At 43.3% G+C, this 25,814-nt stretch carries 25 protein-coding genes and 3 other annotated features; of the genes, 7 read left to right on the top strand and 18 right to left on the bottom strand.

The genetic code is table 11. From position 1 onward, the window contains the following. Positions 1-69 precede the first annotated feature (69 nt). The 4 genes from B1K52_RS11465 to B1K52_RS11450 all read left to right on the top strand — a co-directional run bounded on the left by B1K52_RS11465 (position 70) and on the right by B1K52_RS11450 (position 3,194). The gene (locus tag B1K52_RS11465; RefSeq protein ID WP_077308344.1) at positions 70-963 is read left to right on the top strand and encodes an ATP-grasp domain-containing protein; all 894 of its coding nucleotides are present in this window, start codon (positions 70-72) and stop codon (positions 961-963) included. Beyond that, the gene (locus B1K52_RS11460) at positions 960-1,805 is read left to right on the top strand and encodes an ATP-grasp domain-containing protein (RefSeq protein WP_077308342.1); all 846 of its coding nucleotides are present in this window, start codon (positions 960-962) and stop codon (positions 1,803-1,805) included. The genes B1K52_RS11465 and B1K52_RS11460 overlap by 4 nt, the downstream gene beginning before the upstream one ends. Positions 1,806-1,966: 161 nt before the next feature. Then, positions 1,967-2,758 (top strand): ABC transporter ATP-binding protein, encoded by a 792-nt coding sequence (locus tag B1K52_RS11455; protein ID WP_077308339.1) that lies wholly within the window; start codon positions 1,967-1,969, stop codon positions 2,756-2,758. 136 nt (positions 2,759-2,894) lie between these two features. Then, complete coding sequence (locus B1K52_RS11450) at positions 2,895-3,194, top strand: phospholipase (RefSeq protein WP_077308337.1); 300 nt, start codon at positions 2,895-2,897, stop codon at positions 3,192-3,194. Positions 3,195-3,338: 144 nt separating this feature from the next. On the opposite strand, the gene B1K52_RS11445 is transcribed toward B1K52_RS11450, so the two are convergent. Then, positions 3,339-3,629 carry a DUF3784 domain-containing protein gene (locus tag B1K52_RS11445; RefSeq protein WP_077308335.1) on the bottom strand — a complete coding sequence of 97 codons (291 nt, stop codon included), beginning with the start codon at positions 3,627-3,629 and terminating at the stop codon, positions 3,339-3,341. 152 nt (positions 3,630-3,781) lie between these two features. Further along, complete coding sequence (locus tag B1K52_RS11440) at positions 3,782-5,125, bottom strand: amino acid permease (protein ID WP_077308333.1); 1,344 nt, start codon at positions 5,123-5,125, stop codon at positions 3,782-3,784. A gap of 117 nt (positions 5,126-5,242) precedes the next feature. After that, positions 5,243-5,462: a binding site (T-box leader), on the bottom strand. A gap of 35 nt (positions 5,463-5,497) precedes the next feature. Continuing rightward, positions 5,498-5,720 (bottom strand) — a binding site (T-box leader). A 282-nt stretch (positions 5,721-6,002) separates the two neighbouring features. On the opposite strand from B1K52_RS11440, the gene B1K52_RS11435 reads away from it, so the two are divergent. Further along, positions 6,003-6,515, top strand: coding sequence for a CarD family transcriptional regulator (locus tag B1K52_RS11435; RefSeq protein WP_077308331.1), 513 nt, complete (start codon positions 6,003-6,005; stop codon positions 6,513-6,515). A gap of 95 nt (positions 6,516-6,610) precedes the next feature. Here the strand turns inward: B1K52_RS11435 and B1K52_RS11430 are convergent, their stop codons facing one another. From B1K52_RS11430 to B1K52_RS11410, 5 genes are all read right to left on the bottom strand, one after another. Next, positions 6,611-6,799 carry a hypothetical protein gene (locus B1K52_RS11430; RefSeq protein ID WP_077308329.1) on the bottom strand — a complete coding sequence of 63 codons (189 nt, stop codon included), beginning with the start codon at positions 6,797-6,799 and terminating at the stop codon, positions 6,611-6,613. 123 nt (positions 6,800-6,922) lie between these two features. After that, the gene (locus B1K52_RS11425; protein ID WP_077308327.1) at positions 6,923-7,300 is read right to left on the bottom strand and encodes a hypothetical protein; all 378 of its coding nucleotides are present in this window, start codon (positions 7,298-7,300) and stop codon (positions 6,923-6,925) included. Positions 7,301-7,314: 14 nt separating this feature from the next. Next, positions 7,315-7,527, bottom strand: a complete 213-nt coding sequence (locus B1K52_RS11420) for a helix-turn-helix transcriptional regulator (protein WP_077308325.1) — start codon at positions 7,525-7,527, stop codon at positions 7,315-7,317. Between the two features lie 131 nt (positions 7,528-7,658). Beyond that, positions 7,659-8,216, bottom strand: a complete 558-nt coding sequence (locus tag B1K52_RS11415; RefSeq protein WP_077308323.1) for a GNAT family N-acetyltransferase — start codon at positions 8,214-8,216, stop codon at positions 7,659-7,661. A 71-nt stretch (positions 8,217-8,287) separates the two neighbouring features. Continuing rightward, entirely contained in the window at positions 8,288-10,942 is a 2,655-nt protein-coding gene (locus B1K52_RS11410) for a valine--tRNA ligase (RefSeq protein WP_077308321.1), read from the bottom strand. Between the two features lie 51 nt (positions 10,943-10,993). Beyond that, positions 10,994-11,234 (bottom strand) — a binding site (T-box leader). A gap of 122 nt (positions 11,235-11,356) precedes the next feature. On the opposite strand from B1K52_RS11410, the gene B1K52_RS11405 reads away from it, so the two are divergent. Next, entirely contained in the window at positions 11,357-11,545 is a 189-nt protein-coding gene (locus B1K52_RS11405; protein ID WP_077308319.1) for a hypothetical protein, read from the top strand. Here B1K52_RS11405 and B1K52_RS11400 read toward each other — a convergent pair whose 3' ends face one another. The 8 genes from B1K52_RS11400 to hemA form a co-directional block, all read right to left on the bottom strand. Beyond that, on the bottom strand, positions 11,546-12,559 hold the full coding sequence (locus B1K52_RS11400; protein ID WP_077308317.1) for a protein kinase family protein: 1,014 nt from the start codon (positions 12,557-12,559) through the stop codon (positions 11,546-11,548). Between the two features lie 24 nt (positions 12,560-12,583). Then, positions 12,584-14,320 carry a LysM peptidoglycan-binding domain-containing protein gene (locus tag B1K52_RS11395; protein WP_077308314.1) on the bottom strand — a complete coding sequence of 579 codons (1,737 nt, stop codon included), beginning with the start codon at positions 14,318-14,320 and terminating at the stop codon, positions 12,584-12,586. A gap of 126 nt (positions 14,321-14,446) precedes the next feature. Continuing rightward, on the bottom strand, positions 14,447-15,739 hold the full coding sequence (gene hemL / locus B1K52_RS11390; protein ID WP_077308312.1) for a glutamate-1-semialdehyde 2,1-aminomutase: 1,293 nt from the start codon (positions 15,737-15,739) through the stop codon (positions 14,447-14,449). Between the two features lie 13 nt (positions 15,740-15,752). Then, a complete protein-coding gene (gene hemB, locus B1K52_RS11385) occupies positions 15,753-16,730 on the bottom strand; it encodes a porphobilinogen synthase (protein WP_373022428.1) in 978 nt (325 codons plus the stop codon). A 1-nt stretch (position 16,731) separates the two neighbouring features. Further along, positions 16,732-17,517 (bottom strand): uroporphyrinogen-III synthase, encoded by a 786-nt coding sequence (locus tag B1K52_RS11380; protein ID WP_077308310.1) that lies wholly within the window; start codon positions 17,515-17,517, stop codon positions 16,732-16,734. Then, positions 17,514-18,446, bottom strand: a complete 933-nt coding sequence (gene hemC, locus B1K52_RS11375; RefSeq protein ID WP_077308308.1) for a hydroxymethylbilane synthase — start codon at positions 18,444-18,446, stop codon at positions 17,514-17,516. The genes B1K52_RS11380 and hemC overlap by 4 nt, the downstream gene beginning before the upstream one ends. 26 nt (positions 18,447-18,472) lie before the next feature. After that, complete coding sequence (locus B1K52_RS11370; protein ID WP_077308306.1) at positions 18,473-19,297, bottom strand: cytochrome C assembly family protein; 825 nt, start codon at positions 19,295-19,297, stop codon at positions 18,473-18,475. A 17-nt stretch (positions 19,298-19,314) separates the two neighbouring features. Further along, positions 19,315-20,670: a glutamyl-tRNA reductase gene (gene hemA, locus B1K52_RS11365; protein ID WP_077308304.1), complete on the bottom strand. Its 1,356-nt coding sequence runs from the start codon at positions 20,668-20,670 to the stop codon at positions 19,315-19,317. Positions 20,671-20,905: 235 nt separating this feature from the next. Between hemA and B1K52_RS11360 the strand changes: the two genes are divergently transcribed. Then, on the top strand, positions 20,906-21,388 hold the full coding sequence (locus tag B1K52_RS11360) for a LiaI-LiaF-like domain-containing protein (protein WP_077308302.1): 483 nt from the start codon (positions 20,906-20,908) through the stop codon (positions 21,386-21,388). 33 nt (positions 21,389-21,421) lie between these two features. Here B1K52_RS11360 and yihA read toward each other — a convergent pair whose 3' ends face one another. The 3 genes from yihA to clpX all read right to left on the bottom strand — a co-directional run bounded on the left by yihA (position 21,422) and on the right by clpX (position 25,766). After that, positions 21,422-22,003, bottom strand: a complete 582-nt coding sequence (gene yihA, locus B1K52_RS11355; RefSeq protein WP_077308300.1) for a ribosome biogenesis GTP-binding protein YihA/YsxC — start codon at positions 22,001-22,003, stop codon at positions 21,422-21,424. Continuing rightward, positions 21,990-24,326: an endopeptidase La gene (lon, locus tag B1K52_RS11350; protein ID WP_077308298.1), complete on the bottom strand. Its 2,337-nt coding sequence runs from the start codon at positions 24,324-24,326 to the stop codon at positions 21,990-21,992. The genes yihA and lon overlap by 14 nt, the downstream gene beginning before the upstream one ends. A 159-nt stretch (positions 24,327-24,485) precedes the next feature. Next, positions 24,486-25,766, bottom strand: coding sequence for an ATP-dependent protease ATP-binding subunit ClpX (clpX, locus tag B1K52_RS11345; RefSeq protein ID WP_077308296.1), 1,281 nt, complete (start codon positions 25,764-25,766; stop codon positions 24,486-24,488). Positions 25,767-25,814 lie beyond the last annotated feature (48 nt).

Genomic DNA, 25,814 nt, shown 5'->3' with positions numbered 1-25,814 from the left:
GATCGTGCTGCCACTATAGAAATAATTTCTTCATATGTAGCGCATCTCCTAAAGAAAGGAACTTCAACTATGGCTACACCGAAACTTGGCTGGGTCATCTACAATGGCCACCTTGGCGGAAAAAAGTTTCTCGATTTTGCAGAATGGATGCAGCGCGCCGCCAAAGCTCAGCAGATTGATATGAAAATCATTAAAAATAACGCCTTGTTAGGCGTCGTTGGTTCAGCTAACGGTTTACTCAAAGAAGCAGAGGACATGCCGGACTTTGTCGTCTTTAGTGACAAAGATATTCCGCTTGCGCAGCAGCTGGAAACCTTAGGAATTCCGTTATTCAACTCCAGCAAATCCATTGCTCTCTGTGACAATAAAATTTTGATGTACCAAGCACTTGCCGCAGCAGGGATTGCAATACCGAAAACGGTTATAGCACCAAAGATATTCCCAGGTACCTTGCCTGTTCAGCTGGATACGTTTGAACCAGTAATAGCAGAACTCGGCTTTCCGATGATTGTCAAGGAAGCATTCGGATCTTTTGGAGAACAAGTGTATCTTATCCAAACAAAAGAACAACTACATAAGAAAATAAAAGAGATTGGCACCGCCCCCTTTGTTCTGCAAGAGTACATCCATACAAGTCACGGGCGGGACATCCGGATAAACGTTGTCGGTGGTAAGGTCGTTGCCTCTATGATTCGATTATCAGACACTGATTTTCGAGCCAATGTGTCACGAGGCGGCAGCATGCAGCCGTATACCCCTTCGGAAAAGGAAGCAGAACTTGCGATTGCAGCTGCGCACACTGTCGGAACTAATTTTGCAGGTGTTGACCTGTTGTTTGGACCTCATGGGGAGCCAATCGTCTGCGAAGTAAATTCCAATGCACATATCCGTTCCATCTTTGACTGCACCGGTGTCGATGTCTCTGATGCTATTATTTCGCATATTAAAGAGATACTGTCATGAATGGCTGGCTGATTTACAATCGAGCAGATGCCGAACGAAACGCCGCTTTTATTGATTGGTTTCTTTCGGAAAGTGAACAGCTTCGCCTGAAATTGCGTCTCGTCTTCACAGATGAGTTGTCTATCTCGATAATGCGCGGACAAGCAGCCTTGAATCACAAAGAACTGGACATTCCCAACTTTGCTATCGTGCGGACCATTGATCCACTGTTGACGGCACAGCTCGAGCAAGCAGGCATTGCTTGTTTCAATAATGCACGTATAGCTGACCTGGCAAATAACAAAATGAAAACCCATCTGGAATTAGCAAAGCTTGGCATCCCGATGGTAGATATGTTTTTCCAAACGAATGCCTCTATCCCCCAACCGCCACTAGCTTACCCTTTTGTGTGGAAATCAGCAGGCGGTCGAGGCGGCAGGGACGTACATTTAGTAGAAACAGAAGCACAATACCAGCACTTGCAGCAGCAATATATCAACCAACCTATTCTCATGCAGAAGTTAGCACCGGCCGCGGGTAAAGATGTACGCGTTTTTGTTATTGGCAAAACGATTATTGCGGCCGTTCTTCGCAGCAGTGAACAAGATTTCCGCGCAAACTATTCCCTTGGCGGCAATGCTTCTCTCTACCCGCTAAAAATAGAAGAACAACAACTCGTACAGCGCATTGTGGATCATTACGACTTCAGCTTTGTAGGAATTGATTTTCTCTTTGATGGGGACGGGCGCTTTTTGTTCAATGAAATAGAAGATGTAGTAGGCAGCAGAACGCTTAGTCAAGTGAGTGACGTGAATATTGTTCGGCTGTATTTAGAATACATAAAGCAGTCGTTGAGTAAATAATGTACAACTGAATTCGAGAATCCAGCTTTAAGATGCTAACGCTAATTAAAAGGCGCTCACGCAACATAGGGCGTCTCCCGCTTCTAATTGTTTAAATGTTTCGAATATTTATCTTGTATCTGTTTAATTTATCTTATAAGAACTGACAGGAGGCAATACATATGATCTTAGAGTTAGAAAATGTTTCATTAAAAAGAGATGGCAACTGGATATTACAAGACCTGAATTGGCAAGTACAAAAAGGGCAAAACTGGGTCTTATTCGGACTGAACGGATCGGGTAAAACCTCTCTGTTGAACTTGCTTAATGCGTATACTTTTCCGACGAAAGGCAGCATGCAGGTACTAGGAAAAGAGTTTGGCCAGACATACCTTGCTGAAAAACTGCGCATTCAAATTGGTTTTGTTTCCTCCTCTATTCAGCAGAAGTTCGACTTGGGGAATAATGCATATGAAGTTGTATTGAGCGGTGCTTTTGCATCCATCGGACTCTATGAAAAGCCTACGGAGAAAATGAAAGAAAGAGCCGTACAGCTGCTTCATGATCTCGGCTGTTTTGCCTACGCAAACCGCCGCTACGAAACACTATCGCTCGGGGAAAGACAGCGTGTTTTAATCGCCCGTGCATTAATGGCAGATCCGCCGCTGCTCATTTTGGACGAGCCTGCCAATGGATTAGATTTTCTAGCACGGGAAGCTCTATTAGAATCAATCGAAAGAATCAGCAGCAAGCCGAACGCACCGACCATTATCTATGTAACGCATCATATCGAGGAGATTTTACCGATATTTGATCAAACACTTTTGCTTAAGGAAGGAAAAGTATTCGCATCCGGCAGTACGAAACACCTCATTTCCAGCGGCCAGCTCTCTGCCTTCTTCGGAATTCCCGTCAACGTATTATGGGACCAAGATCGTCCGCTTCTATCTCGCGTACATATAGCTAACAAGTAAAGAGAAAAAACTATCACCTGTTATCTTTTGCTTGTAGTAAAAAAACCGCTTACAGCGGTTTTTTAGCTTTGACATGATAAAAGCATATACACGAGGAACACAATATGAATAGATTAAACTAGAGTACTTATTACTAATGAAGGAGGGATTCCTATTGCCGCAAAGATCTTTTCGCTTTTGTGTGTTTCCAGGGTATAACTGGTGCGGACCTGGCTGCAGTGGTCCAGGTAATCCTGTTAATAAAGTGGATGCTGTATGCAAACAGCATGATATTTGTTATAGAAGATACGGTAATCGATGTGATTGCGATCAAGCGTTTTTACAACGGCTTCGACCATTAATCAATCATCATACACAAGAAGGCCGACATGCACAACTTATGTATAACTATATGAGACTTCAGACCTCTTTAACATGCAGAGGATATAGAAAGTAATAGGAACTTTTTAGAGGTCGCTTTTCGCTGTCATATTGTATTTCTAGTGTACTATTAGACCTAACAATATATTTTTTCATCAAAGCAGACTTGCTATCTAAATAAGGGGCAGTAAACGTGACAGATATCTTTATACGATGAGCTTCATTTATCAACCATCTTAACATTCACATATATAATCAGCACAAGATTCGCCAGTACCACATACTGCACCGCAGCTATGCTCCATACCCATGAGAAAATAAACGGCACTAAGATTAAAATGGCTCCACTAACCAAGTAAAATGCGCTGACAAGTTCAATAAATTTCTTTTTATCTCGGATTCGTTCTTGGTTATACCCGCGGAGGAAACGCAGCTTCTTTTTCACGTTAATAAAGTAAGCAGAGATAACAAACACGACGCCTATAAAAACAGACATAATCTGAATTTCCAAGCCACTCACCTCCGTCGATAAATTCAGAAGTCTTGTGTCAGCAATTAAAAATGATATAGAAAAAAGAATGCCACACAATTATGTAGCATTCTTTTCCATTTATTTTATATTATTTCTTATACTGTTTAAAGTGCACTCTTCATTTTAGCATCTCAAGCTTTACGATTCCGTCCCATAACAAGTGCTAATACAATTAATATTGCTAGTGCGCAAAAACAAACTACCGTTCCAACCGAAATCCCTTTACTAAACGTAGATCCAATTAAAATGACACCTAAGCCCGCCATCCCGACAATCGTAGTCGCTGGAAACAACTTCATTTTGAAATGCGGCACTTCTGCGTAGCCAGGACGCAGTTTCAGCTGTGCTGCGCATATGCTTAACCACAGCAATAGCATCGTGAAGCCCGGTATTGTCATCATTGTTCCGATAATACTATCTGGGGCAAAGTAAGCTAATCCGGCTCCTACTAGCAGTAATCCACCATTCAATGTGATTGCGTTGATTGGAGCTCCTGATTTAGAAGTTTTCGTCAAAGCTTGAGGCGCTTCTCTTTTTTCTGCTAAAGCAAACATCGTTCTGGAAGTCGCAAACATGCCGGAGTTAGCGGCAGAAAGAACGGCCGTCAATAAGATGAAGTTCATCACGTGTGCAACTCCTGGTATGCCGATTGCATCCATTACTTGAGTAAATGGGCTTTCCATGTCAGCAACTTGGTTCCAAGGAATCAATCCGGCAATAATCGTAATTGGCAAAATATAAAAGATAAGCACCCGCCAAACGACACCTTGGATTACTTTTGGTAATACTTTTTTTACGTCTTTCGTTTCGGAGATGGCTACGCCAATCAACTCAGATCCTCCAAAAGAGAACATAACAATCAAACAAGCGCTGAATACACCTTGCAACCCGTTCGGGAAGAATCCGCCATGACCGAGTAAATGCTGTGTTGGTGTGTCTGGAGCAAAATCTGTTAATCCTAATAAAACTGCTCCGCCTAATATAATAAAAAGTACTAGTGCGATAATCTTAATACTGGCAAACCAAAATTCCATTTCACCGTAAAACTTCACTTGCAGACTATTTATACTAATGATGATTGCGGCACAAATAGCACTTAACAGCCAAAGCGGCGTTTCAGAAAACCAAAATTGTAAGAAAGAGCCTGCTGCTAGGATTTCTACAATGGTAACGAGTGTCCAGTTAATCCAGTACAGCCAGCCAACGATAAAGGAAATATGAAAACCAAATGCTTTATGAACTAAATGCTGTACATTATGATTTGGATACATCACTGCCATTTCAGCTAAGGCAACCATGACAATAAGCAATAGTACGCCGCCCAGCAAGTAAGAAACAACAACACCCGGACCGGCAATTCCGATTGTTTCTCCGCTTCCTTTAAAGATACCGGTTCCGATCATACCAGCTAATGCTAAAAATTGAACATGTCTAGGTAATAGCTCTTTCCGCAAACCATTCTGACTCATCTTGATCTCCTCTTTCCGTTCTTAATTTCTTCTTCCGTAATGCTGTATAAAAATAACCATCTTCCATGGTTAACCACCTCCTTAACGTCCAAAACACAAAAAATCCCTGCTGACATCTATATCAGCAGGGACGAATTATCGCGGTACCACCCTAATTATCGACATACGTATGTCGATCTCTCATGCTGCATAACGGCGCTTCACCGTCTTCCCCTCACCTTTGGTTTCGAGAAAGATGCTCCTGGACTGTAATTCATGCTGTTCTTTGCACTGACTCGCACCGGCCGTCAGCTCTCTGATTCAGGGAGAACATACACTACTCGTTTCCATTCATTGCTTGATCCTTATTCAAATAAAAAATCCCTGCTGAAAAATATCAGCAGGGACGTGATTTTACGCGGTACCACCCTAATTATCAACATACGTATGTTGATCTCTCATTCTGCATAACGGCTCGTCACCGTCTTCTCCTCACCCTTTGGTTTCGAAGAAGATGCTCCTGGACTGTAATTCATGCTGTTCTTTGCACTGACTCGCACCAACCGTCAGCTCGCTTTTGCAGGGAGAACATACACTACTGTGTTCCATTCAACGCTCATTTATTAAGATATTTAGTATCCTACAGGAAAGCTGTTAAAAGGTCAATATGTTAAAGGTATTTATTTTTTTAGATCACTGTTAAACGTATGACTAGCATACAGCTCTGGAGGACAAGAAACGTTATGCTGCTAGTATTGTGTTTGCTTTTCATCCTAAAAGCAGCAGAACTTTTTTACATATTTAGACAATAATTTTAGATGCAGTGCCTCTGCATCACAAAGCTTAAAAAACAACAAAGACAATCTGTGTTATAATGGAGTTAGAACGGAAGGGAGATTTTAATTTGCTCAAAGGTGGAGATAGTGTATTCTATCCATATCATGGGACTGGAACCATAGAATCTAAGGAATATATAACGGTCAAAGAACAGGAAAAAGAGTTTTTCAAAGTGTTTTTCCCTAACCGGAAAATGCACATATTTGTACCGAATCAAGATAAGAATTGGAATGGTCTTCGTCCAATCATTTCTTTAGATCAATTCGAAACGGTGAAAAAAGATTTCTATGATGAATGTGTTCCTTTACCTTCCTCTGTAAGTGAACGGTCCAAATTTTTGGAAAAGAAAATGAAGTCAGGTACTACTTCAGACCTTTTCCATATCATGCGAGACTTGCTGAACTTCCATATAACGGTAGGTAAGCTCTCACCACTAGACAAGAAAACGTATCATGATGCAGAAGCATTCTTAACGGAAGAGATTGAACTAATGAAGAACATCACCTTCTCGGAAGCTTCTTCTGAAATGAAATCCGAAATAGGGAATCGCTTTAACATAGCCGCTCCCACATTTAAATAATGTAGACCTAGCAAAGAAGCTACTATATACGAAAACCCTTTCTGTTAAAGTTACAAAACTTTTTACGGAAAGGGTTTTTATATTTTCATAATTGCCTAACCTTCTACCGATTCCGCTTCCTTATCTACTTCCTCGTCACCAGCTTCATTATAGGGCTCTTCATGATTTAGACGATTGGAGTCTTCCGTTTTCGTATCACTCGTGTCATCCGCATCACCACTGCAGCCGCTTATAATGAAAACAGAAAGCAGAGTTCCCAAAAGGAAAGTATATTTGTTATTCATAGCTTGCCCCTCCTTATTCGCTAGTTTCGATCCACCTGAACAACCGTTTGCAGTGCCTTTCTTATACACTACCCTCAAGAAACGCCTTTCTAAACGGGTTTCCTTAATGCGACAGAACTGTTACTAATAAAAAAAAGAGAGGATGAACATCGTTAGAAATGCAGTTGCAATGATAAGTGCAACAAAGATCATAATCAAATTCAGGGCGCTAATATTAACTATGCTCATACCTATAAGGATAAAAAGAAGTAGACAGTAAGACAGAAATATATAGTATGTATATAGCGCTCCCTTTTGCTGGATTAACTTCATACGTTCATCAGGTTTTCGAAAATCGTCTCCGAAATAACTTAAAACAAAACACTGAATCGCTACAGAAATTAATAATAAACCCAGAAAAGTAAAATTTGTTCCGCTATTTAACAAGTCATCAACGAATATGTATATACCAACACCAAATACGAAAATACCAGCTAATAGATTATTCATTCTTGAATACATACTTCAGCCTCCTATCAAATTTTTTTATAATCACTATCTTCCAAGAAAAATAGTTCCTCTACCTTTGTTTCAAATATTTCTGCAATTATTAATGCTAAAGGAAGAGAGGGGTTGTATTTCCCTTTTTCAATAGATATGACCGTTTGGCGTGATACTCCTAACATGGTTGCTAGTTTCTCTTGAGAATATCCCTTCTGTTTTCGATACGTTGGGATTTTGTTCTTCATTCCTTTCACCTCTTCTATACACATCATAAAGTAAAGTTACCTTTACGTAAAGCGCACTTTACATAAATACACAAAAAAGAGTTATCCCCTAGAATATAGAGACAACTCTTTTTTAACTAAACGATACTCAGCTACCCTTTGCTCCCTGCTTCCCAATCGTCTCGCAAAAGTCCATATACATGTGCATCATGTGTTTTCCCGCCATGATAATAATAACTGCGCAAAAGCCCTTCTCTTTGGAATCCTTGCTTTTCCAGAAGCGAAGCTGATGCGGTATTTTCGGGATAAACCATTGCACCAATTCGCAGTAGCTCGATTTCTTCAAAGCAATAACGAAGCACGGCCTGCATGGCTTCATTTGCAAAGCCCTTTTTCCAATGGTCAGGATGAAGTTCGTAGCCAATTTCTGCACGCATATTGCTGCGGTTTACTTGATGCAATCCGATTGTGCCAAGGAACCTGCCTGCTTCTTTACAGTACATGCCCCAGCGAATCACTCTGCCTTCTTGCAGTCCGCAGCGGAAGGAGGAAATGACGCGCTCAGCTTCTTCAATCGACTGAAGCGGATCCATGCCATAAAACTGTGTCACATTTTCATCAGACAAGGTGGCAAAAAGGTACGGTGCATCCTGCATCTTCACTTGATCCAAGACAATCCGTTTTGTTTCAAGCTTCTGGAATGTGAGCATGTTATCTCTCCTTATGTAAGCAAAAGACGCACTAGCTTTGTTTTCTAGTGCGTCTTTTGCTGTTTTTATCTTTAGCCTTTTAATTCATTGATACGCTGCTGCACGCGTGCGCGTTTGTCTTCGTAGTCCGCTTGTTTGGCGCGTTCTTCGTCCACAATCTTCGCAGGTGCTTTGCTGATGAAGCCTTGGTTGGATAGCTTCTTCTCTACACGTTCCACTTCTTTTGACCATTTGTCGAGTTCTTTTTCCAGACGCTCAATTTCTTGAGAAATATCAATCAAGCCTTCTAGCGGCAAGTAAAGCTCTACGCCTGTGAGAACTGCTGACATTGCTTTATCTGGTGCTGTCACTTCTGTAGCAATTGTCAGCTCACTTGGGTTACAGAAGCGTTCGATATAGTGCTGCTGCGCTTTAAGCTCTGTTTCAATTGTGCTGTCTTCTGCTTGAATAAGCAGCTGGATTTGCTTGGACATTGGCGTATCCACTTCCGCACGGATGTTCCGAACAGAACGGATGATGCTTACTAAGCGTTTCATCTCTTCGGCTGCTTTTTCATCGTGAAGGTCTTTATTAACTGCAGGCCATGCAGCAATCGTAATGGATTCTCCTTCATGAGGCAGCTGTTGCCAAATTTCTTCTGTGATGAATGGCATGAATGGGTGCAGCATGCGCATTGTTTGATCGAGTACATGTGCAAGCACAGAACGTGTCATTTGTTTTGCCGCTTCGTCTTCCCCGTATAGCGGCAGCTTCGCCATTTCAATATACCAGTCACACACATCATCCCAGATGAAGTTGTACAGATGACGGCCGGCTTCACCGAATTCATATTTTTCTGCATTGTATGTCACAGCTTCAATGGTTTCATTCAAACGGGTAAGGATCCATTTATCTGCCAAGCTCTTCTCTTTGGATAAATCGATATCTTCGTATTTCAGCCCTTCCATGTTCATTAAAGCGAAACGAGAAGCATTCCAAATTTTATTGGCGAAGTTCCAGGTCGACTCCACCTTCTCCCATTGGAAGCGTAAATCCTGACCTGGTGATGAACCAGTCGACAAGAAGTAACGCAAGGAGTCGGCACCGTACTTCTCAATTACATCCATCGGGTCCACACCGTTACCAAGCGACTTACTCATCTTACGGCCTTCTCCGTCACGAACGAGACCATGAATAAGTACATCTTTGAACGGACGTTCACCTGTGAACTCTTTGGACTGGAAGATCATGCGGCTTACCCAGAATGCGATAATGTCATAGCCAGTTACAAGTACATCTGTTGGGAAGTAGCGCTTGAAATCAGCAGCTTCTGTGTCCGGCCAGTCCATTGTCGAAAACGGCCACAATGCAGAAGAGAACCATGTATCCAGCACATCTTCGTCCTGCTGCCAATTTTCAATATCTGCTGGTGCTTCTTTGCCTACATACACTTCTCCCGTTTCCTTGTGATACCAAGCTGGGATGCGGTGCCCCCACCAAAGCTGACGAGAAATACACCAGTCACGGATGTTTTCCATCCAGTAAGAGTATGTTCTTTCAAAACGTTCTGGTACGAAGTTGATTTTATCTTCGCCCGCTTGCATTTCCAGTGCTTGTTTCGCTAGCGGCTCCATGTTAACAAACCATTGTGTGCTCAAGTAAGGCTCTACAACAGCACCGCTGCGCTCGGAATGACCAACACTGTGCATATGCTCTTCAATCTTGAAGAGAACGCCTTGCTCCTGCAAATCTTTTACAATTTGCTTGCGGGCATCAAAACGATCCATGCCGTTGTATTTACCTGCTTTTTCATTCATCGTGCCGTCTTCATGCATAACAAGAATGCGCTCAAGGTCGTGACGGTTTCCTAGCTCGAAGTCATTTGGATCATGCGCAGGTGTGATTTTTACTGCACCAGAACCAAATTCCATGTCTACATAATCATCTGCAACAATTGGAATCTCACGGTTTACTACCGGAAGGATGACAGTTTTACCGATCAAGTGCTGGTAGCGCTCATCATCCGGATGAACGGCTACGGCAGTATCACCAAGGAATGTTTCCGGACGTGTTGTCGCAATTTCGATATGCCCCGTTCCGTCAGCCAATGGATAACGCATATGATAAAAGTGGCCTTGTACGTCTTTATGAATGACCTCAATATCAGAAAGTGCCGTTTTAGCAGCCGGATCCCAGTTGATGATATATTCGCCGCGGTACAGCAAGCCTTTTTCGTATAACGTAACAAATACTTCTTTCACAGCCTCAGAGAGCCCATCATCTAATGTAAAACGCTCACGAGAGTAATCTAAACCAAGTCCCATCTTCGACCATTGCGTGCGGATAAAGCTAGCATACTCTTCTTTCCATTCCCAGCTCTTCTCTAAGAAGCCTTCGCGGCCGAGTTCATAACGATTGATGCCTTGCTCACGCAGCTTCGCATCTACTTTTGCTTGCGTAGCAATGCCGGCGTGGTCCATTCCTGGAAGCCAAAGCACATCATACCCTTGCATCCGCTTCATACGAGTTAGAATATCCTGTAACGTTGTATCCCATGCGTGGCCTAGGTGCAGCTTTCCTGTTACGTTTGGCGGCGGAATTACGATGGAGTAAGGCTGCTTGCTCTCATCTCCTGTTGCTTCGAAATATTTGCCATCAAGCCAGAACTGATAACGGCCCGCTTCAATACTGGACGGATCATATTTGGATGGCAATGCTGTTTGTTCTTGTGATTTGTCTGTTGTCATGCCTAGTTCCTCCTTTTATGCTTTGGTGAACATATAAAAACCCTTCTCATCCAAAAGGACGAAAAGGGTTAGTTTCCGTGGTACCACCTTCATTTACGGCGCAAATAATAGATCTGCGTCGTACACTCAAGGGAGATAACGGCTCTTCACCGGCTTCCCCTACTGAGAATCGTGTTCGGGGTTGCTGCATCCAGGGCGACCTTCTACTGCAGGTATCCGGGAAACTTCCACCAATTGCTTCCCTCTCTAGTATGGATCCTTACACTATACTCTTCCCTGTCAAAGCATTTATGTCGTGTATAGCTTATTGTATCCACTTGGCAGTAAAAAAGTCAATGCAGTCGCATATTTTTTTCAAAAAAGGGTAAACGCCTACGCGATTTGGAACATATACTGTCTATAGGAGGGATGACAATGAGTAAAATCAACCGCAACAATATGCCGGGCTTTCTCCGGTATTGGATTTCTGTCACCGAGAAGGCCATGATTCCGCTAATCATCTTTCAATTTATCCGGACGATCTTGTTTCCATCGATTTTAGATGTCTTACTGCTGGGCGGATTAATTGCTCTGTACTTTAGCTTTCAGTCAAAAGCAATTTAGTTACGCCTCTTCATTTTCCTGGGCTTCTTGATCGCGAATATCCTGGAAGTAAGCTTGCGCGTTGAGAGCCTGCGCCAGCTGCCGATGTGTCTGGGTCAACTCCATTACTACAGCAGGGGCATCCGCTTTTTGCGGAGCATCTACATACTGCCTTACCTGCTTGAGATACCTCCCCGGATGCAGCAGATGCAGCATGAGCAGACTCTCTTCGTTTTTCTTCATTTGCCGGTGTTCCTCATACGTATGCATATAATAGGGCGGATTTATCACATTGCTGTCGACAAACCGCCATTCTTCTTGGTAATAGCCAGCAAGATCAAGACTAGGGTTACCGAGCTTGGTCTTTTCCCAGTTAAGCAGATGCAGCGGACTGCCATCTTGTACATGAGACGGCCGCAAACTGCCATGCAAGACACTGTGTTCCATCTCTGGATCTTCTTTTAAGTCCGCATCATAATGGTCATACCACTTGTCGAGCATAGCAGAGACGTGCTCAATATCTTTGTACTGCGTGCAGACGAGCAGCGGGACTGCCCCCATATAAGTCTGCGATTCGAAACGCTCCACGATAGCAAGCAGCTCATCCCGATCCTGCTGCAGCTTTTCTTTTTGTTTGGTGATTGCCAGCGAATAAGCTTCATAATCGATGGGGTATCGTTTGCTGGTAGACGCGTGGATTTTTCCAAGTGTAGTAAACAGCATTTCATACGGATGATCTGGTTCATCTGTTCGATGCCGCTCCAGCCAAGGCATAAGATAAAAGACTTCCCCTTCATCGACTACGTAGAAACTTTCCTGCAACGTTTGATAAACCGGCGGCACACCTTCCCGGTAAAAGTTATGCTTGCCTTGGACAACCATCAGCCAGCGGTCAAGCCGCTCTGGGTGGAGAGCTGACCTTTTTAAAGCAAAAGCCGCCTGGTGCGTTTGCACTTTTAACAGGCGACTGGAAATAGCTTGAACAGAGGCTGGCGTGATGCCATAGGCAGCTAGGATACGGTCAACATTTTCCATCTAGCTCACCTCGTTCTCATATAGTTAGCCTTTCTTTGAACGGCGCTGCTGCGGGATGACGAGAAGCTGTCCTTCTGCAACTGCTTCGTCCTCCAATTTGTTCGAACTAAGAATCGAGCTCGCTGGCACATCATAGCGCGTTGCAATCTTCTCTAATGTATCTCTTTCCTGCACAATACAAACACGTACCTTGGTAAATGTTTCTTCTCTAGCACCGAACATACTGACGAGGAAATTGGAGTTACTGCGATCATCTGCTGCTTCTTGCTCTTCCGCTTCTTCTTCCAAGTCTTGTGGCTGCAGTTCTTGATTGACTGGAACTTCTTGAACAGATACATCTTTATAAGAATCTGTGTAAGGATTATCATCTATGTCTTCTTCATCAAGATTGGCTTGCGGTACTTCAGTCGGCTCTGCTGTTTTGCTGCCAAAGAACTCACTCAGCGTTTTTGTTTCTTTATACTTCCATCGATCATCTTCATCAGACGTTAAAACAGGCGGAGCCTCAAATGCCGGCGGTGGCGGTACGTCTTCTTCCTGTTTCGCTTGATACGTAAAAGTAAAGTCCGGAGCTTCTGCAGGCTCCTCATGCGGCAGCTCACGATCCAACGTATATGCATTGTCATCTTCTGGTCCCGCTTGACGGAAATCAGCAGCTTGAAAAGCATCCTCCAGTTCATCCGGCAGCACATAAAGTTCCTCTGGCTGCTGTTCACTTTCTTCCGCAGTATCAACGTCTTCTTCCTGCAAAATGGAAGGAGAATTATCCGCCTCATACGCTGCTTGCTTTCGCAATTCTTCATAAGCTTCATTTGCTCGTAAAGCTTCTGCGTGTGCTTCTTCAATTGCTTGCTCTTGTAAATGAGCTTCTTGGATTGCTTGCTGTTGCAAGTATGCTTCTTCTATTTCGGATTCATCTGGCAGTTCAACTTGAGCTTCAGCTTCCGCTTCTACTTCTTGTTCAGCTGGAGTATCCGTTTCATATTGCGCTTGCGAGAAGAAATAACTTTGTGTTTCTGGCTGTTCCGTTTCCTCCGGCTGCGAAGAAGCGGCATATGCTTCTTGATTAAAATTGTACGGCTGCTGTTCGGACAGCTGCTCATCACGTACGTCATCTGCTGCCTCAATCTGTTCAGCTTCTGTCGTTACTTCTTCTGTTTGTTCTGCTTGTAACGAATAGGCTTGCTCCTCAGCTTGATAATTGTCACGAGCTTCAGACTCAATCTGCTCTGCAATTTCATCCGTATAAGATTGGACAGGCTCTCCTTGCTCGAACGTTGGAATAGGATAATAAGGCTGTTCCGGCGCTTGCGTCTCCGGCTGTCTTTGTTCCTCCGTGACACCGTAAATTGCAACAGTAGCATGAAGTTCCAGCACATTGGTGCCAGGTATTTCATAATCAAACTGATCAATCGCTACATACACTTCGTTCAACTGGCGTATACGATACTTAGGGACAGATATTTCAACGGGAAAGCGATGATAAAATGTATTCGTGCCAGTTTGCTGTCTTTCAACATTCTCCATTTCTCTAGTACCTGGGCTGACAGCTACTGCACTGCCTTCCGCAACTTCCTCAACAGGATGATATTCTCCTGTTAGTTCAATGACGCCATGAACAGAAATATCATGCTCAAACTCCTGGATATTGATCTCCGGCTCCAATGCGATTCCGATAAGATCCTGCAACTGGTCTTCAGCTCGAAAACTGAGCGATTCTTTTATATCAAACGTAAAAGGCGTTGTCTCATTTTTAGACAAGTGGAATCCTCCCTCCAAGATTTAAGCATTCTCTGTACTAAAACCTATGCGGGTGCTGCTGCACATATGTAGGAAAATCCCTTGTCCTTATGAAAAAAAGCCCAAGCAATAAGCTTGGACTTTCATTTATGATGCTGCAATTTTCTTGAAAGCTTGTCTTGCAGCTTCAATTGTTGTCTCAATATCTTCGTCCGTGTGCGCAGCTGATAGGAATAAACCTTCAAACTGAGATGGCGGCAAGAAAATTCCTGCTTCAATCATTTCTTGGTAATACATAGAGAAGTGATCCAAATTAGCTGTTTTTGCTGTATCAAAGTTGATAACCGGTTCGTCCGTAAAGAACACACCAATCATAGAACCTGCTCGGTTTACTTGTAAAGGAATACCGAATTCCTCTGCCGCTGCTTTGTATCCTTCCGCAAGACGATCAGCATGCGCATTGATTTTTTCATATGCCGCTTTATCCATAGCAGCCAACGTTTCATAGCCGGCTGTCATTGCCAATGGATTACCTGACAACGTACCAGCTTGATAAATGTCACCAGCTGGCGCAATTCGGTCCATAATATCTTTACGGCCGCCATACGCGCCTACTGGCAATCCGCCGCCGATGATTTTGCCTAGGCAAGTTAAATCCGGCTCCACGTCAAAATGTCCTTGCGCAGAATGGTATCCAACGCGGAATCCTGTCATTACTTCGTCAAAGATAAGCAACGAGCCATGCTGCTTCGTCATCTCACGGATGCCTTCTAAGAAACCAGGCTGTGGCGGCACAACACCCATGTTTCCGCAAACCGGCTCAGCAATTACCGCAGCAATATCGTCTCCAAACTGTTCAAACGCATATTTTACACTTTCTAAATCATTGTATGGAACCGTAATGGTGTTACGGGCAATCGTTTCTGGCACTCCTGGGCTGTCTGGCAGACCGAGTGTCGCCACACCAGAACCTGCTTTAATCAAGAGCGAGTCTCCGTGACCATGGTAGCTGCCGACAAACTTCAGAATCTTGTCACGTCCAGTAAAGCCGCGTGCCAGACGAAGTGCACTCATCGTCGCTTCTGTACCAGAGTTGACCATGCGGACAATTTCCATAGAAGGAATTCGCTCTTTTACTAATGCAGCCATCTTATTTTCTATAACAGTTGGAGCACCGAAGCTTGTTCCTTTTTCGGTAACAGTTTTCAGTCCTTCCACGACACGATCATCTGCATGTCCTAAAATGAGCGGTCCCCAGCTTAATACGTAATCGATGTATGTATTTCCATCGATATCGGTAATTTTTGAACCCTTTCCGCTTTCCATGAAGATCGGATCCATCCCAACAGAACGAAAAGCACGAACTGGAGAGTTCACGCCGCCAGGCATATGCTGTTTTGCTTCTTCAAATGCTGCAATTGACTTTTCAAAATGCTTCATTGCGATTCCTCCTTTATTTGTCTTCCTTCAGCCATCTTGCTACATCTTTCGCAAAGTACGTCATGATTAAATCAGCACCAGCACGTTTCATACCGATCATTTTCTCCATTACAATAGCTTTTTCATCGATCCAGCCGTTCAAAGCAGCTGCTTTGACCATGCTGTATTCTCCACTTACGTTATAAGCAACAACTGGTGCGTTGAAATTATTACGTACGTCACGAATAATATCCAAGTAAGCAAGTGCAGGTTTAACAATTAAAAAGTCCGCATTTTCTTCAATATCAGAGTCTGCTTCGCGCAGTGCTTCCATTCTGTTAGATGGATCCATCTGATATGTTTTGCGATCGCCAAACTGCGGAGCGCCATCTGCCGCTTCACGGAATGGACCATAGAAAGCAGATGCGTATTTGACGGAATAAGCCATAATCGGTATGTTCGTAAATCCAGCTTCATCTAATCCTTTACGGATAGCTTGTACATACCCATCCATCATGTTGGAAGGTGCAATAATATCTGCTCCTGCTTTCGCCTGGCTTACAGCTGTATCTACCAAGTAGCCCAGCGATTCATCATTATCGATTATTCCGTCATGCACAATGCCGCAATGGCCGTGTGACGTGTATTCGCAAAGACAAGTATCAGCAATCAGGAGCAAGTCCGGGAATTCTTGTTTAGTTTGTGTGATGGCACGCTGCACGATGCCATGATCATGGAATGCGCCAGAACCGACTTCATCTTTCTCTGCCGGGATACCAAAGAATAAGACGGATTTGATTCCGAGTTCGCTAACTTCCTTCATTTCAGCTGATAAGTTATCAAGTGACAGCTGAAATACACCCGGCATGGAGGAAACTTCATTACGGATGTTTTCTCCTTCCGCAACGAATACCGGATAAATCAAGTCATCTACAGTTACTTGTGTTTCTCTTACTAATGCCCGCATGTTCGCAGATGTACGCAAACGGCGGTGGCGTTTAAATTCAGCCATACTAATCACCTGTCCTTTGTTCATAGAAATGTACTAATGTATCAATCATTGCTTCTGCCGTAAAAACTTCCGGCACCAGAATGTTATGAAAGCCGTGCCTCTTGGCAGCTCTCTCTGTTGTCGGACCAATTACAAGACACAGCTTGTTTAGCTGCTTGTGTTTCATGTCTGAGCTGCGGATAAAAGCGAAAAAGGCCTCAATAGAAGATGGACTCGTAAAAGTCAGGACCTCTGGTTTCTCATTCTCCAGCACGTCATTTAAAAGCATCTGATTTGTCTGCTCTTCTACCGTATCATATACAACCATTTTCTCAAATGCATAGTCATTCTGTCTTAAACCATTTGCCAAAGCCGGCCTGGACAGACTGCCTTGAATAAGCAAAATACGGCTGGCAGCAGCATCTGTTGCTGCAAAGGCTTCTGCTAAATCATCTGCCGTATAAGCTTTCGGAACTAAATCAGCTTTCCGGCCGAGAATGTCCTCTATCGCATCGGCTGTCTTTTGTCCAACAGCGGCTATTCGGCAATGACGCCAATCATCCAAATGAGAATAGTGCTTCACGACAGCCTGAAAATGTTTCACGCCATTTCTGCTGGAGAAGAACAGCCAATTAAAACGGTCTGCTTGCCGGGAAAGCAATTGATTCCGCTCATCGTCTCTCGTTCGGAAAGTTAATAAAGGAACTTCTATCGGGTTTGCTCCTGCAAGGGCAAGCTGCTCAGCGAACCGCGCTGTCTGCTGTTTCGGACGCGTTACCAGCACCTTGACAGCCGGCAGCCGGCTCATTTAGATTCAGACTCCTGAATCGCCTTGTTGACGATCTCCTGTGCACCTTGTTCCTGCATGCGTTCTGCAGCAATCTTCCCTACTTCTTGCGGATCGGCTCCGCGTACTTCTTCTTTATATACTTCCTTGCCATCTGGAGAAGCAATCAAAGCTGTCAAGATGACTTCGTCTTCATCCATATGGGCAACACCTGCAATTGGTACTTGGCAGCTGCCGTTCATTAGATAAAGGAAAGTACGCTCAGCCAATACTGTCTGCTGTGTATATGAATCATTAATTTTCGCTAGCAGTTCGATCAATTCCATATCTGTATCACGACATTCGATCGCTAAAGCACCTTGACCTATAGCCGGCAAACATAGATCTGTTTCCAGAAATTCTGTTACGATGTCATCGCTCCAGCCCATCCGTTTTAATCCAGCAGCTGCTAGGACAATTGCATCAAAGTTTTCTTCTTTCAATTTTCGCAGACGCGTATCAATATTGCCGCGAATTGGTTTGATTTCAACATCCGGACGAATGGAAAGAATTTGTGAAGCGCGTCGTAAACTGCTCGTTCCGACAACCGCATCTTCCGGCAGCTCTTTTAAAGAAAGATTATTCTTTGAAATCAGAGCATCACGGTAGTCTTCTCGTACAGGTACGCTGGCAATTGTCAGACCTACCGGAAGTTCAGATGGCATATCTTTCATACTATGTACAGCCATATCAATGTCTTCGTTATACATAGCTTCCTCAATTTCCTTTACAAACAATCCTTTTCCTCCGACTTTTGAAAGTGTCACGTCAAGGATTTTATCTCCTTTTGTTTCGATTTTCTTTATTTCGAATTCATATGGTGCACCAGCTCGTTTCAGCTGTTCGATTACCCACTTTGTCTGCGTGAGCGCCAGATTACTTTTTCTTGAACCTACAATAATTTTTCGCATTGCAATACCTCCTGGAAGATGGGTTGCTACCCTGTAAAATGAAATGATGAGTACGTGCTAAGCAAGAAGAAGTTAATGATAAGAATTAGGAATGCCGCTATTGTATATATTGCTAATCCTTTTCCTCGAATACCTCTTGCTAAACGCAGAAATAGGTATACGGCATAAACAGCTAAAACGGTCAGCGAGCCGATTGTCTTCCAATCATACCAATAAAAGACCGCCGCTGTCGTGTATGCCCATACGACACCCATAATAACTGATAACAGCAATAATGGCGTGCCAATAGTGATTGATGTAAAGGTGTATGTCTCTAGCTTACCCAAGTCCCCGAGTCTCGTCCAAAATCGATACCCTTTTTTCTGTTTAAGAAGCTGAAACTGCATGACATACATAACAGCAAAGACGAAAGACAGCGTAAAGAATGCATAAGCTAGAATTGCTAATGTAATATGTGCAATCAGCACTTCATTCATAAATGGTATTGTTCTGGTCCACTGTCGCTCATAAGCGGAGCTCGCAATATATAACAACATCATAAAAAAGCCGACAACATTCAAAAAGAACGTGAGAAAATCGACTTTGTAAATCCGATTAATGAATAAGGACAAAGACACAAGCACCCAAGCATAAAAATATAACCCTTCATAGACGTCTTTAACTGGCAGACCGCCATGTGAAATCATTTCCTGCAATAAAAAAAGGCTCTGAAAGAACCAAACCAATGTAAGCAAACGGAAGGCGAGTTGATTCGCCTTCCGATTCTTTTGTATAAAGTCGATAAAATAGCTGAAAATGCTGGCTGCATATAATACTAATATGATTTCATAAAGATAAGCAGGTACCTGCATTTGGGAGCCCTTCTTTTTTATCTAGTAGTGGATGCATTAGGTACAGACGCTATGCTCTGCGCCTCATGACGATCCAGCTTGATAATATTATTCTGTTTATCCACGACAGCTTTCTCAATACCAAAGATCTCTGCGAATTGCTGGATAAGCTCTTCGCTGTTTTCACGGCCGGCAAGCTCTTTCGCTTGTGTAATAGGCTGCTTCAGCATTTGGTTAACGATACTTTTCGTATGCTTGTTCAGCACGCGGATTTCCCGGTCACTCAAATTCGGCAGTTTTCGCTCGAGGCTCTTCATCGTTTCTGTCTGTATGGAAGCTGCTTTGCGGCGAAGCTCGGTAATTACGGGTACAACACCCAATGTCTGCAGCCATACTTTAAAATCAACAATGCCGCCTTCGATCATAATTTCAATATTTTCAACAGCTTCTTGACGGGCAGCTAAGTTCGCATCCACGACATCCTGCAAATCGTCGATATCATATAAGAATGTGCTTTCCAATTCATCCACATCCGGATTAATATCGCGTGGCACAGCAATGTCGACCAGAAATAGAGGCTGGCCTTTTCGTGCTTTTAGAATTGGCTGGAGAATCTGTTTATCCAGTACATACCCTGGCGCTCCAGTAGAACTGATGACGATGTCTGCGTGTTGCAAAGCAGACTCTAATTCATCCCAACCAGCTGCTTTACCGTTAAACAATGCTGCTAACTGTTCAGCTTTTTCTTTCGTACGGTTAACGACCGTTACATCCTTTACGCCTGAACCGTGCAGATTTTTTGCTGCCAATTCCCCCATTTTACCAGCGCCGAGAATCACGACTCGTTTTGATGCGATATCACCGAATATCTTCTTCGACAGCTCCACTGCAGCATAGCTGACAGAAACCGCATTCTCACCGATCCCTGTTTCTGTATGTGCACGTTTTGCTACTGTAACTGCTTGTTTAAATAACTCATTGTATATAGTGCCCGATGTGTGTAGCTCCTGCGCTTTTTGAAAAGCGCGTTTCAGCTGACCTAGAATCTGTGTTTCCCCTACGACCATAGAATCCAATCCGCTTGCTACACGGTACAGATGCTCCACAGCTCGTTCATCCTCATGAAATGTAAGATAAGATGCGATTTCTTCTTTCTCTATACCGAACCATTCAGATAAAAATTTCTTTATATAATAGCGCCCGGTATGCATTTGATCGACTACTGCATAAATCTCCGTGCGGTTGCATGTAGAAACGATCACATTCTCGAGCATGCTTTTCTGGTTGGAGAGTGCTTGCATCGCTAATCCAAGCTCTTCTTCCTTGAAGGTTAATCTTTCTCTTATTTCAATCGGGGCTGTGCGATAATTGATTCCTGCAACTAACATGTACATTCCCTTTTTCCCCCTTGAAAACCGTATCGCTCATACCAGTATAACACTACGTAATTTCTGTCCTCGATTAATTTGTGAACAGAACGTAAACAATTGTGTTAGGATAAAGTGTGTCTTGCATTTAGGTGTGAGTTTGTGAATAATTTAATAAGTACATATTACAAATTAACACAGCTACTCATGATAATCAACGATTTAATCTTATTTAATAATAATTATTATGTGGAGAGATGTTATGTCAAAGAAAAATGCTTTTGTCGGATTCTTATTACTTGGAATTGGCGCTTACTTTTTGCTGCGTCAGTTACGTGTTCCACTTTTTGTTGACTTTTATTCGTGGCCAACATTACTCATTATTATCGGTGCCGCACTGTTATTGCATGCTTATCTTGCGAAAGATCATAAAAACTTATTCGCAGGCTATACATTGCTTGGTCTAGGAATACATTTCCATGGCTTAAGCCATTATACGTTCTGGACGAACAGCTGGGGCGCGTATCCATTGTTGGTTGGAGCAGCGCTCTTACTAGCGGCGCTGAAAACAAAAAAAGGTTATGTATGGGCGATTCTGCTGCTGGCTCTTGGTATTTTTGCTATCGCCGCACCAAACCAGCCCGCATGGTTTGGCTGGTTTGATCGAACTGCTGGAATTATTAGTGATTTCTGGCCTGTGCTGCTTATACTGGCTGGCGCTTACCTTTTATTCCGAAAAAAATAACCGTACAAGCCCAAAGGCTTGTACGGTTATTTTTCATAGGAATTGTTTTAATACTCCCCATGCTTCTTCCTTACCTTCTCCTGTTTCGGAAGAGAAAGGCAAAATGATGTCTTCTTGTTCCAGCTGCAGTTCATCTGCAGCGCGTTTAATATGCTGCACACGCTTGCCTTTTGGAATCTTATCCAATTTTGTTGCAACCACAACAACTGGCAGTTCATAATGCTTGAGAAAATCATACATTGTCACATCATCCTTGGTCGGCTTGTGCCGAATATCAACTAGTAGCACAACCGCCTTCAAGTTTTCCCGTTCTGTGAAATATTCTTCAAGCATTCTGCCCCATGCATTACGTTCCCGCTTGGAAACTTTCGCATAGCCATAGCCCGGCACATCGACGAAATGAAAACGCTCATTAATCTTATAAAAGTTCAATGTTTGCGTCTTTCCTGGTTTCTGTGATGTGCGGACTAGGTTCTTACGGTTAATCATCTTATTGATAAAAGATGACTTCCCAACATTTGAGCGGCCAGCTAAAGCAATTTCCGGCATATGTGTCTCCGGATACTGTTTTTTTGATACCGCACTAATTACTATTTCTGCTTCAGTTACTTTCATGTTTATCTTCCACCAATGCGTATTTTAATACCTCATCAAGATGGCTGACTTTGATAAACGTCATGTCCTGCTTAATTGTGTCCGGAATGTCTTCCAGATCCCGGTCATTATCGGCTGGGAAAAGAATCGTTGAGATTCCGGCACGATGCGCACTCAAGGACTTCTCCTTCAAGCCGCCAATCGGCAGCACACGCCCGCGCAGTGTAATCTCCCCGGTCATACCAACTTCTTTTCGTACCGGTCTGCCCGTCAATGCACTCGTCAAAGCGGTCGCAATCGTAATACCAGCTGAAGGTCCATCCTTTGGCGTTGCTCCTTCTGGCACATGGATATGGATATCATACTGTTCATGGAAATTCGGATCCACACCTAGCTCCTCGGCATTAGAACGGATATAGCTGAATGCTGCCTGGGCAGATTCTTTCATTACATCGCCAAGTTTACCAGTGAGCGTCAGTTTTCCTTTACCTGGAGATAAGGAAACTTCGATGGATAGTGTGTCTCCGCCGGCTGTTGTATAAGCAAGACCTGTCGCTGCGCCAACTTGATTCTCCTCTTCCATTAAACCATAACGGAAGCGCGGACGTCCAAGCAATTCTTCCACTTTCTTTTCGGTAACGGTAATTCGCTTCTTATCTTCTGATACAATGATTCTGGCAACTTTCCGGCATACAGCAGCCAGCTCACGCTCAAGCCCGCGGACACCAGCTTCTCTTGTATAACGGCGGACAATATGTTGCAATGCTTCATCTTTTAAGATAATGTTCCCTTTTTTCAATCCATTTTCTTTAATCTGCTTTGGCAGCAAATGTTCTTTAGCAATATGAAGTTTTTCCACTTCAGTGTAACCTGCTATGCTGATAATCTCCATTCTATCCAGCAACGGACCAGGTATAGAACCAAGGTTGTTCGCTGTTGCAATGAACATAACATTCGAAAGATCATACGTTTCTTCAATGAAGTGATCGCTAAATGTGCTGTTTTGTTCCGGATCAAGCACTTCTAGCATCGCCGAAGATGGATCGCCTCGGAAATCATTTGACATCTTGTCAATCTCATCAAGAAGAACGATTGGATTTGTCGTTCCTGCACGGCGCATCCCTTGCATGATACGTCCTGGCATCGCGCCGACATATGTCCGGCGATGACCGCGGATTTCTGCTTCGTCTCGTACACCACCTAATGATATACGAACGAACTCACGGTTTATCGCTTTCCCAATGCTTGTAGCCAAAGATGTTTTACCGACCCCAGGAGGTCCAGCGAGGCACAGAATCGGTCCTTTTAAGGAATTGGTCAGTTTTTGTACAGCCAAATATTCCAATATCCGTTCCTTCACTTTTTCCAACCCATAGTGATCTTCATCCAGCGTTTCCTCCGCATGCGGGATATCCAGGTTGTCTTCTGTTTGTTTCTTCCACGGCAAGGCAATCAACCATTCCAAATAGTTGCGGATAACAGAGCTTTCCGCCGAGCTTTGCGGTACTCGTTCGTATCGGCTCAGCTCTTTCTCTGCAATTTCTTTCATATGATCTGTCATGTCCGAATTCTTAATATCTTCACGGAACTGTTCGATTTCCCCGGACTTGCCATCCCGATCGCCCAGTTCCTTCTGGATTGCTTTCATTTGTTCACGCAAATAATATTCCTTTTGTGTTTTCTCAACAGACTGCTTTACACGCTGTCCGATTTTTTTCTCTAGATCCAGTACTTCTCGCTCATTGGTAATAATGGTGATGATATGACGCAGCCGTTCTTTTACATCGAGCATCTCCAAAATTTCCTGTTTATCTTCTAATCGCAAAGAAAGATGCGACGTAATAATATCCGCCATCCGTCCCGGCTCTTTGATATCTGTTAAGGTTGCTAACGTTTCCTGGCCAATCTTCTTCGAAACCTTTATGTATTGCTCAAACTGTTCCAACAATGCACGCATGAGCGCTTCTTCTTCATTCTTCGTTCCATGCTCGTCTGGTCTTTCCTCAATTTCAACAATAAATTGCTTTTCATCTTCAACAAAACGAATGATTTCCGCTCTATATAATCCTTCAACCAGCACTCGCATCGTACCATTCGGCAGCTTCATCATTTGATTGACTTTCGCTACGGTACCTACTCGATGAATTTCTTCTTCCGTCGGCTGGTCCAGGTCAACCTCTTTTTGCGCAGCAAGAAAGATTGTTTCTTCTTCCAGCATAGCACGCTCCAATGCATGCACAGATTTCTCTCTCCCTACATCTAAATGCAACACCATCGTAGGAAAAATAAGCAATCCTCGTAAGGGCAAGAGAGGCGTTACTAGTGTCTTCTCTTTTTCTCCCATCGTGACACCTCCATATGTCTTCTTAAGTCCTTCTTAAAGTATATACACAACAGCGGTACCGTACCCATACTTTGTGTATTTAAAGAAAAAAATCCCTTGCCACCAACTGTAACAAGGGATTTGCTGTACATGTTATATTGCCTGATTGATGAAGTGAACTTATGCGCTCTCTTTTGGAGATTGTTTATTTTCATCTGTAACCGTGCCATCGTGAAGAACAAATTTCGGACGGCCGTTTTCAAGCAGTACGGTATCTTTAGTTATGATGCATTGCTTAATATCATCACGGGACGGCAGCTCATACATAACATCAAGCATGATACCTTCCATAATGGAACGCAAGCCACGTGCACCAGTTTTACGTTCGATTGCCAGTTTTGCAATTTCGCTCAATGCTTCTTCCTCAATTACCAATTCTACATGGTCCATCTGGAATAGCTTTTCGTATTGTTTAACCAATGCATTTTTTGGTTTCGTCAAGATTTCAACCAACGCCACTTCATCAAGCGGCTCTAGAGCACCGATAACTGGAAGACGACCGATAAATTCAGGAATCAAACCGAATTTCAGCATATCTTCTGGCAATACTTTAGCAAGCAGTTCGCCTTTATCAAGTGTTTGGCTGCCTTCTTCACTAGCACCGAAGCCGATTACTTTGTTACCAAGACGGCGTTTGATAATTTGCTCAATACCATCAAATGCACCACCGCAGATAAACAGAACATTCGTCGTATCAATCTGGATGAATTCTTGATGCGGATGCTTACGGCCGCCTTGTGGCGGAACGCTTGCTACCGTACCTTCAAGGATTTTAAGAAGTGCTTGCTGTACACCTTCCCCTGATACATCGCGTGTGATGGATGGGTTTTCGGATTTACGAGCAACTTTATCAATTTCATCAATGTAAATGATACCTTTTTCTGCTTTTTCTACATCGTAGTCCGCAGATTGGATCAATTTAAGCAAGATGTTCTCTACGTCTTCTCCAACGTAACCTGCTTCTGTTAAAGAAGTCGCATCCGCAATAGCGAATGGTACGTTAAGAATACGCGCTAATGTCTGTGCAAGCAACGTCTTACCGCTACCAGTCGGTCCGATCATCGCAATATTACTCTTAGACAATTCTACATCGTCTGAACCTTTTGTGGAGTTAATCCGTTTGTAATGGTTGTATACCGCTACAGCAAGGTTTTTCTTCGCTTTGTCCTGTCCGATAACATAGTCGTTCAGGATGTCGCGGATTTCTTGTGGTTTTGGAATTTCTTTGAATTCTACTTCTTCTTCATTTCCAAGTTCCTCTTCCACGATCTCGGTGCACAAGTCGATGCACTCATCACATATATAGACGCCTGGTCCGGCTACTAATTTACGTACTTGGTCTTGGCTTTTGCCGCAGAAAGAGCATTTCAGCTGCCCTTTTTCTTCATTAAATTTAAACATCATTTCACCCCTCGAATGTAATATCTATATATGATATCTCGAAAGATC

Origin of the sequence: Terribacillus halophilus (genome assembly GCF_900162685.1) — a bacterium.
Classification (GTDB): domain Bacteria; phylum Bacillota; class Bacilli; order Bacillales; family Amphibacillaceae; genus Terribacillus; species Terribacillus halophilus_A.
The sequence above is the reverse complement of the archived record's forward strand: the minus strand, read 5'-3'. Positions and strand labels throughout refer to the sequence as shown.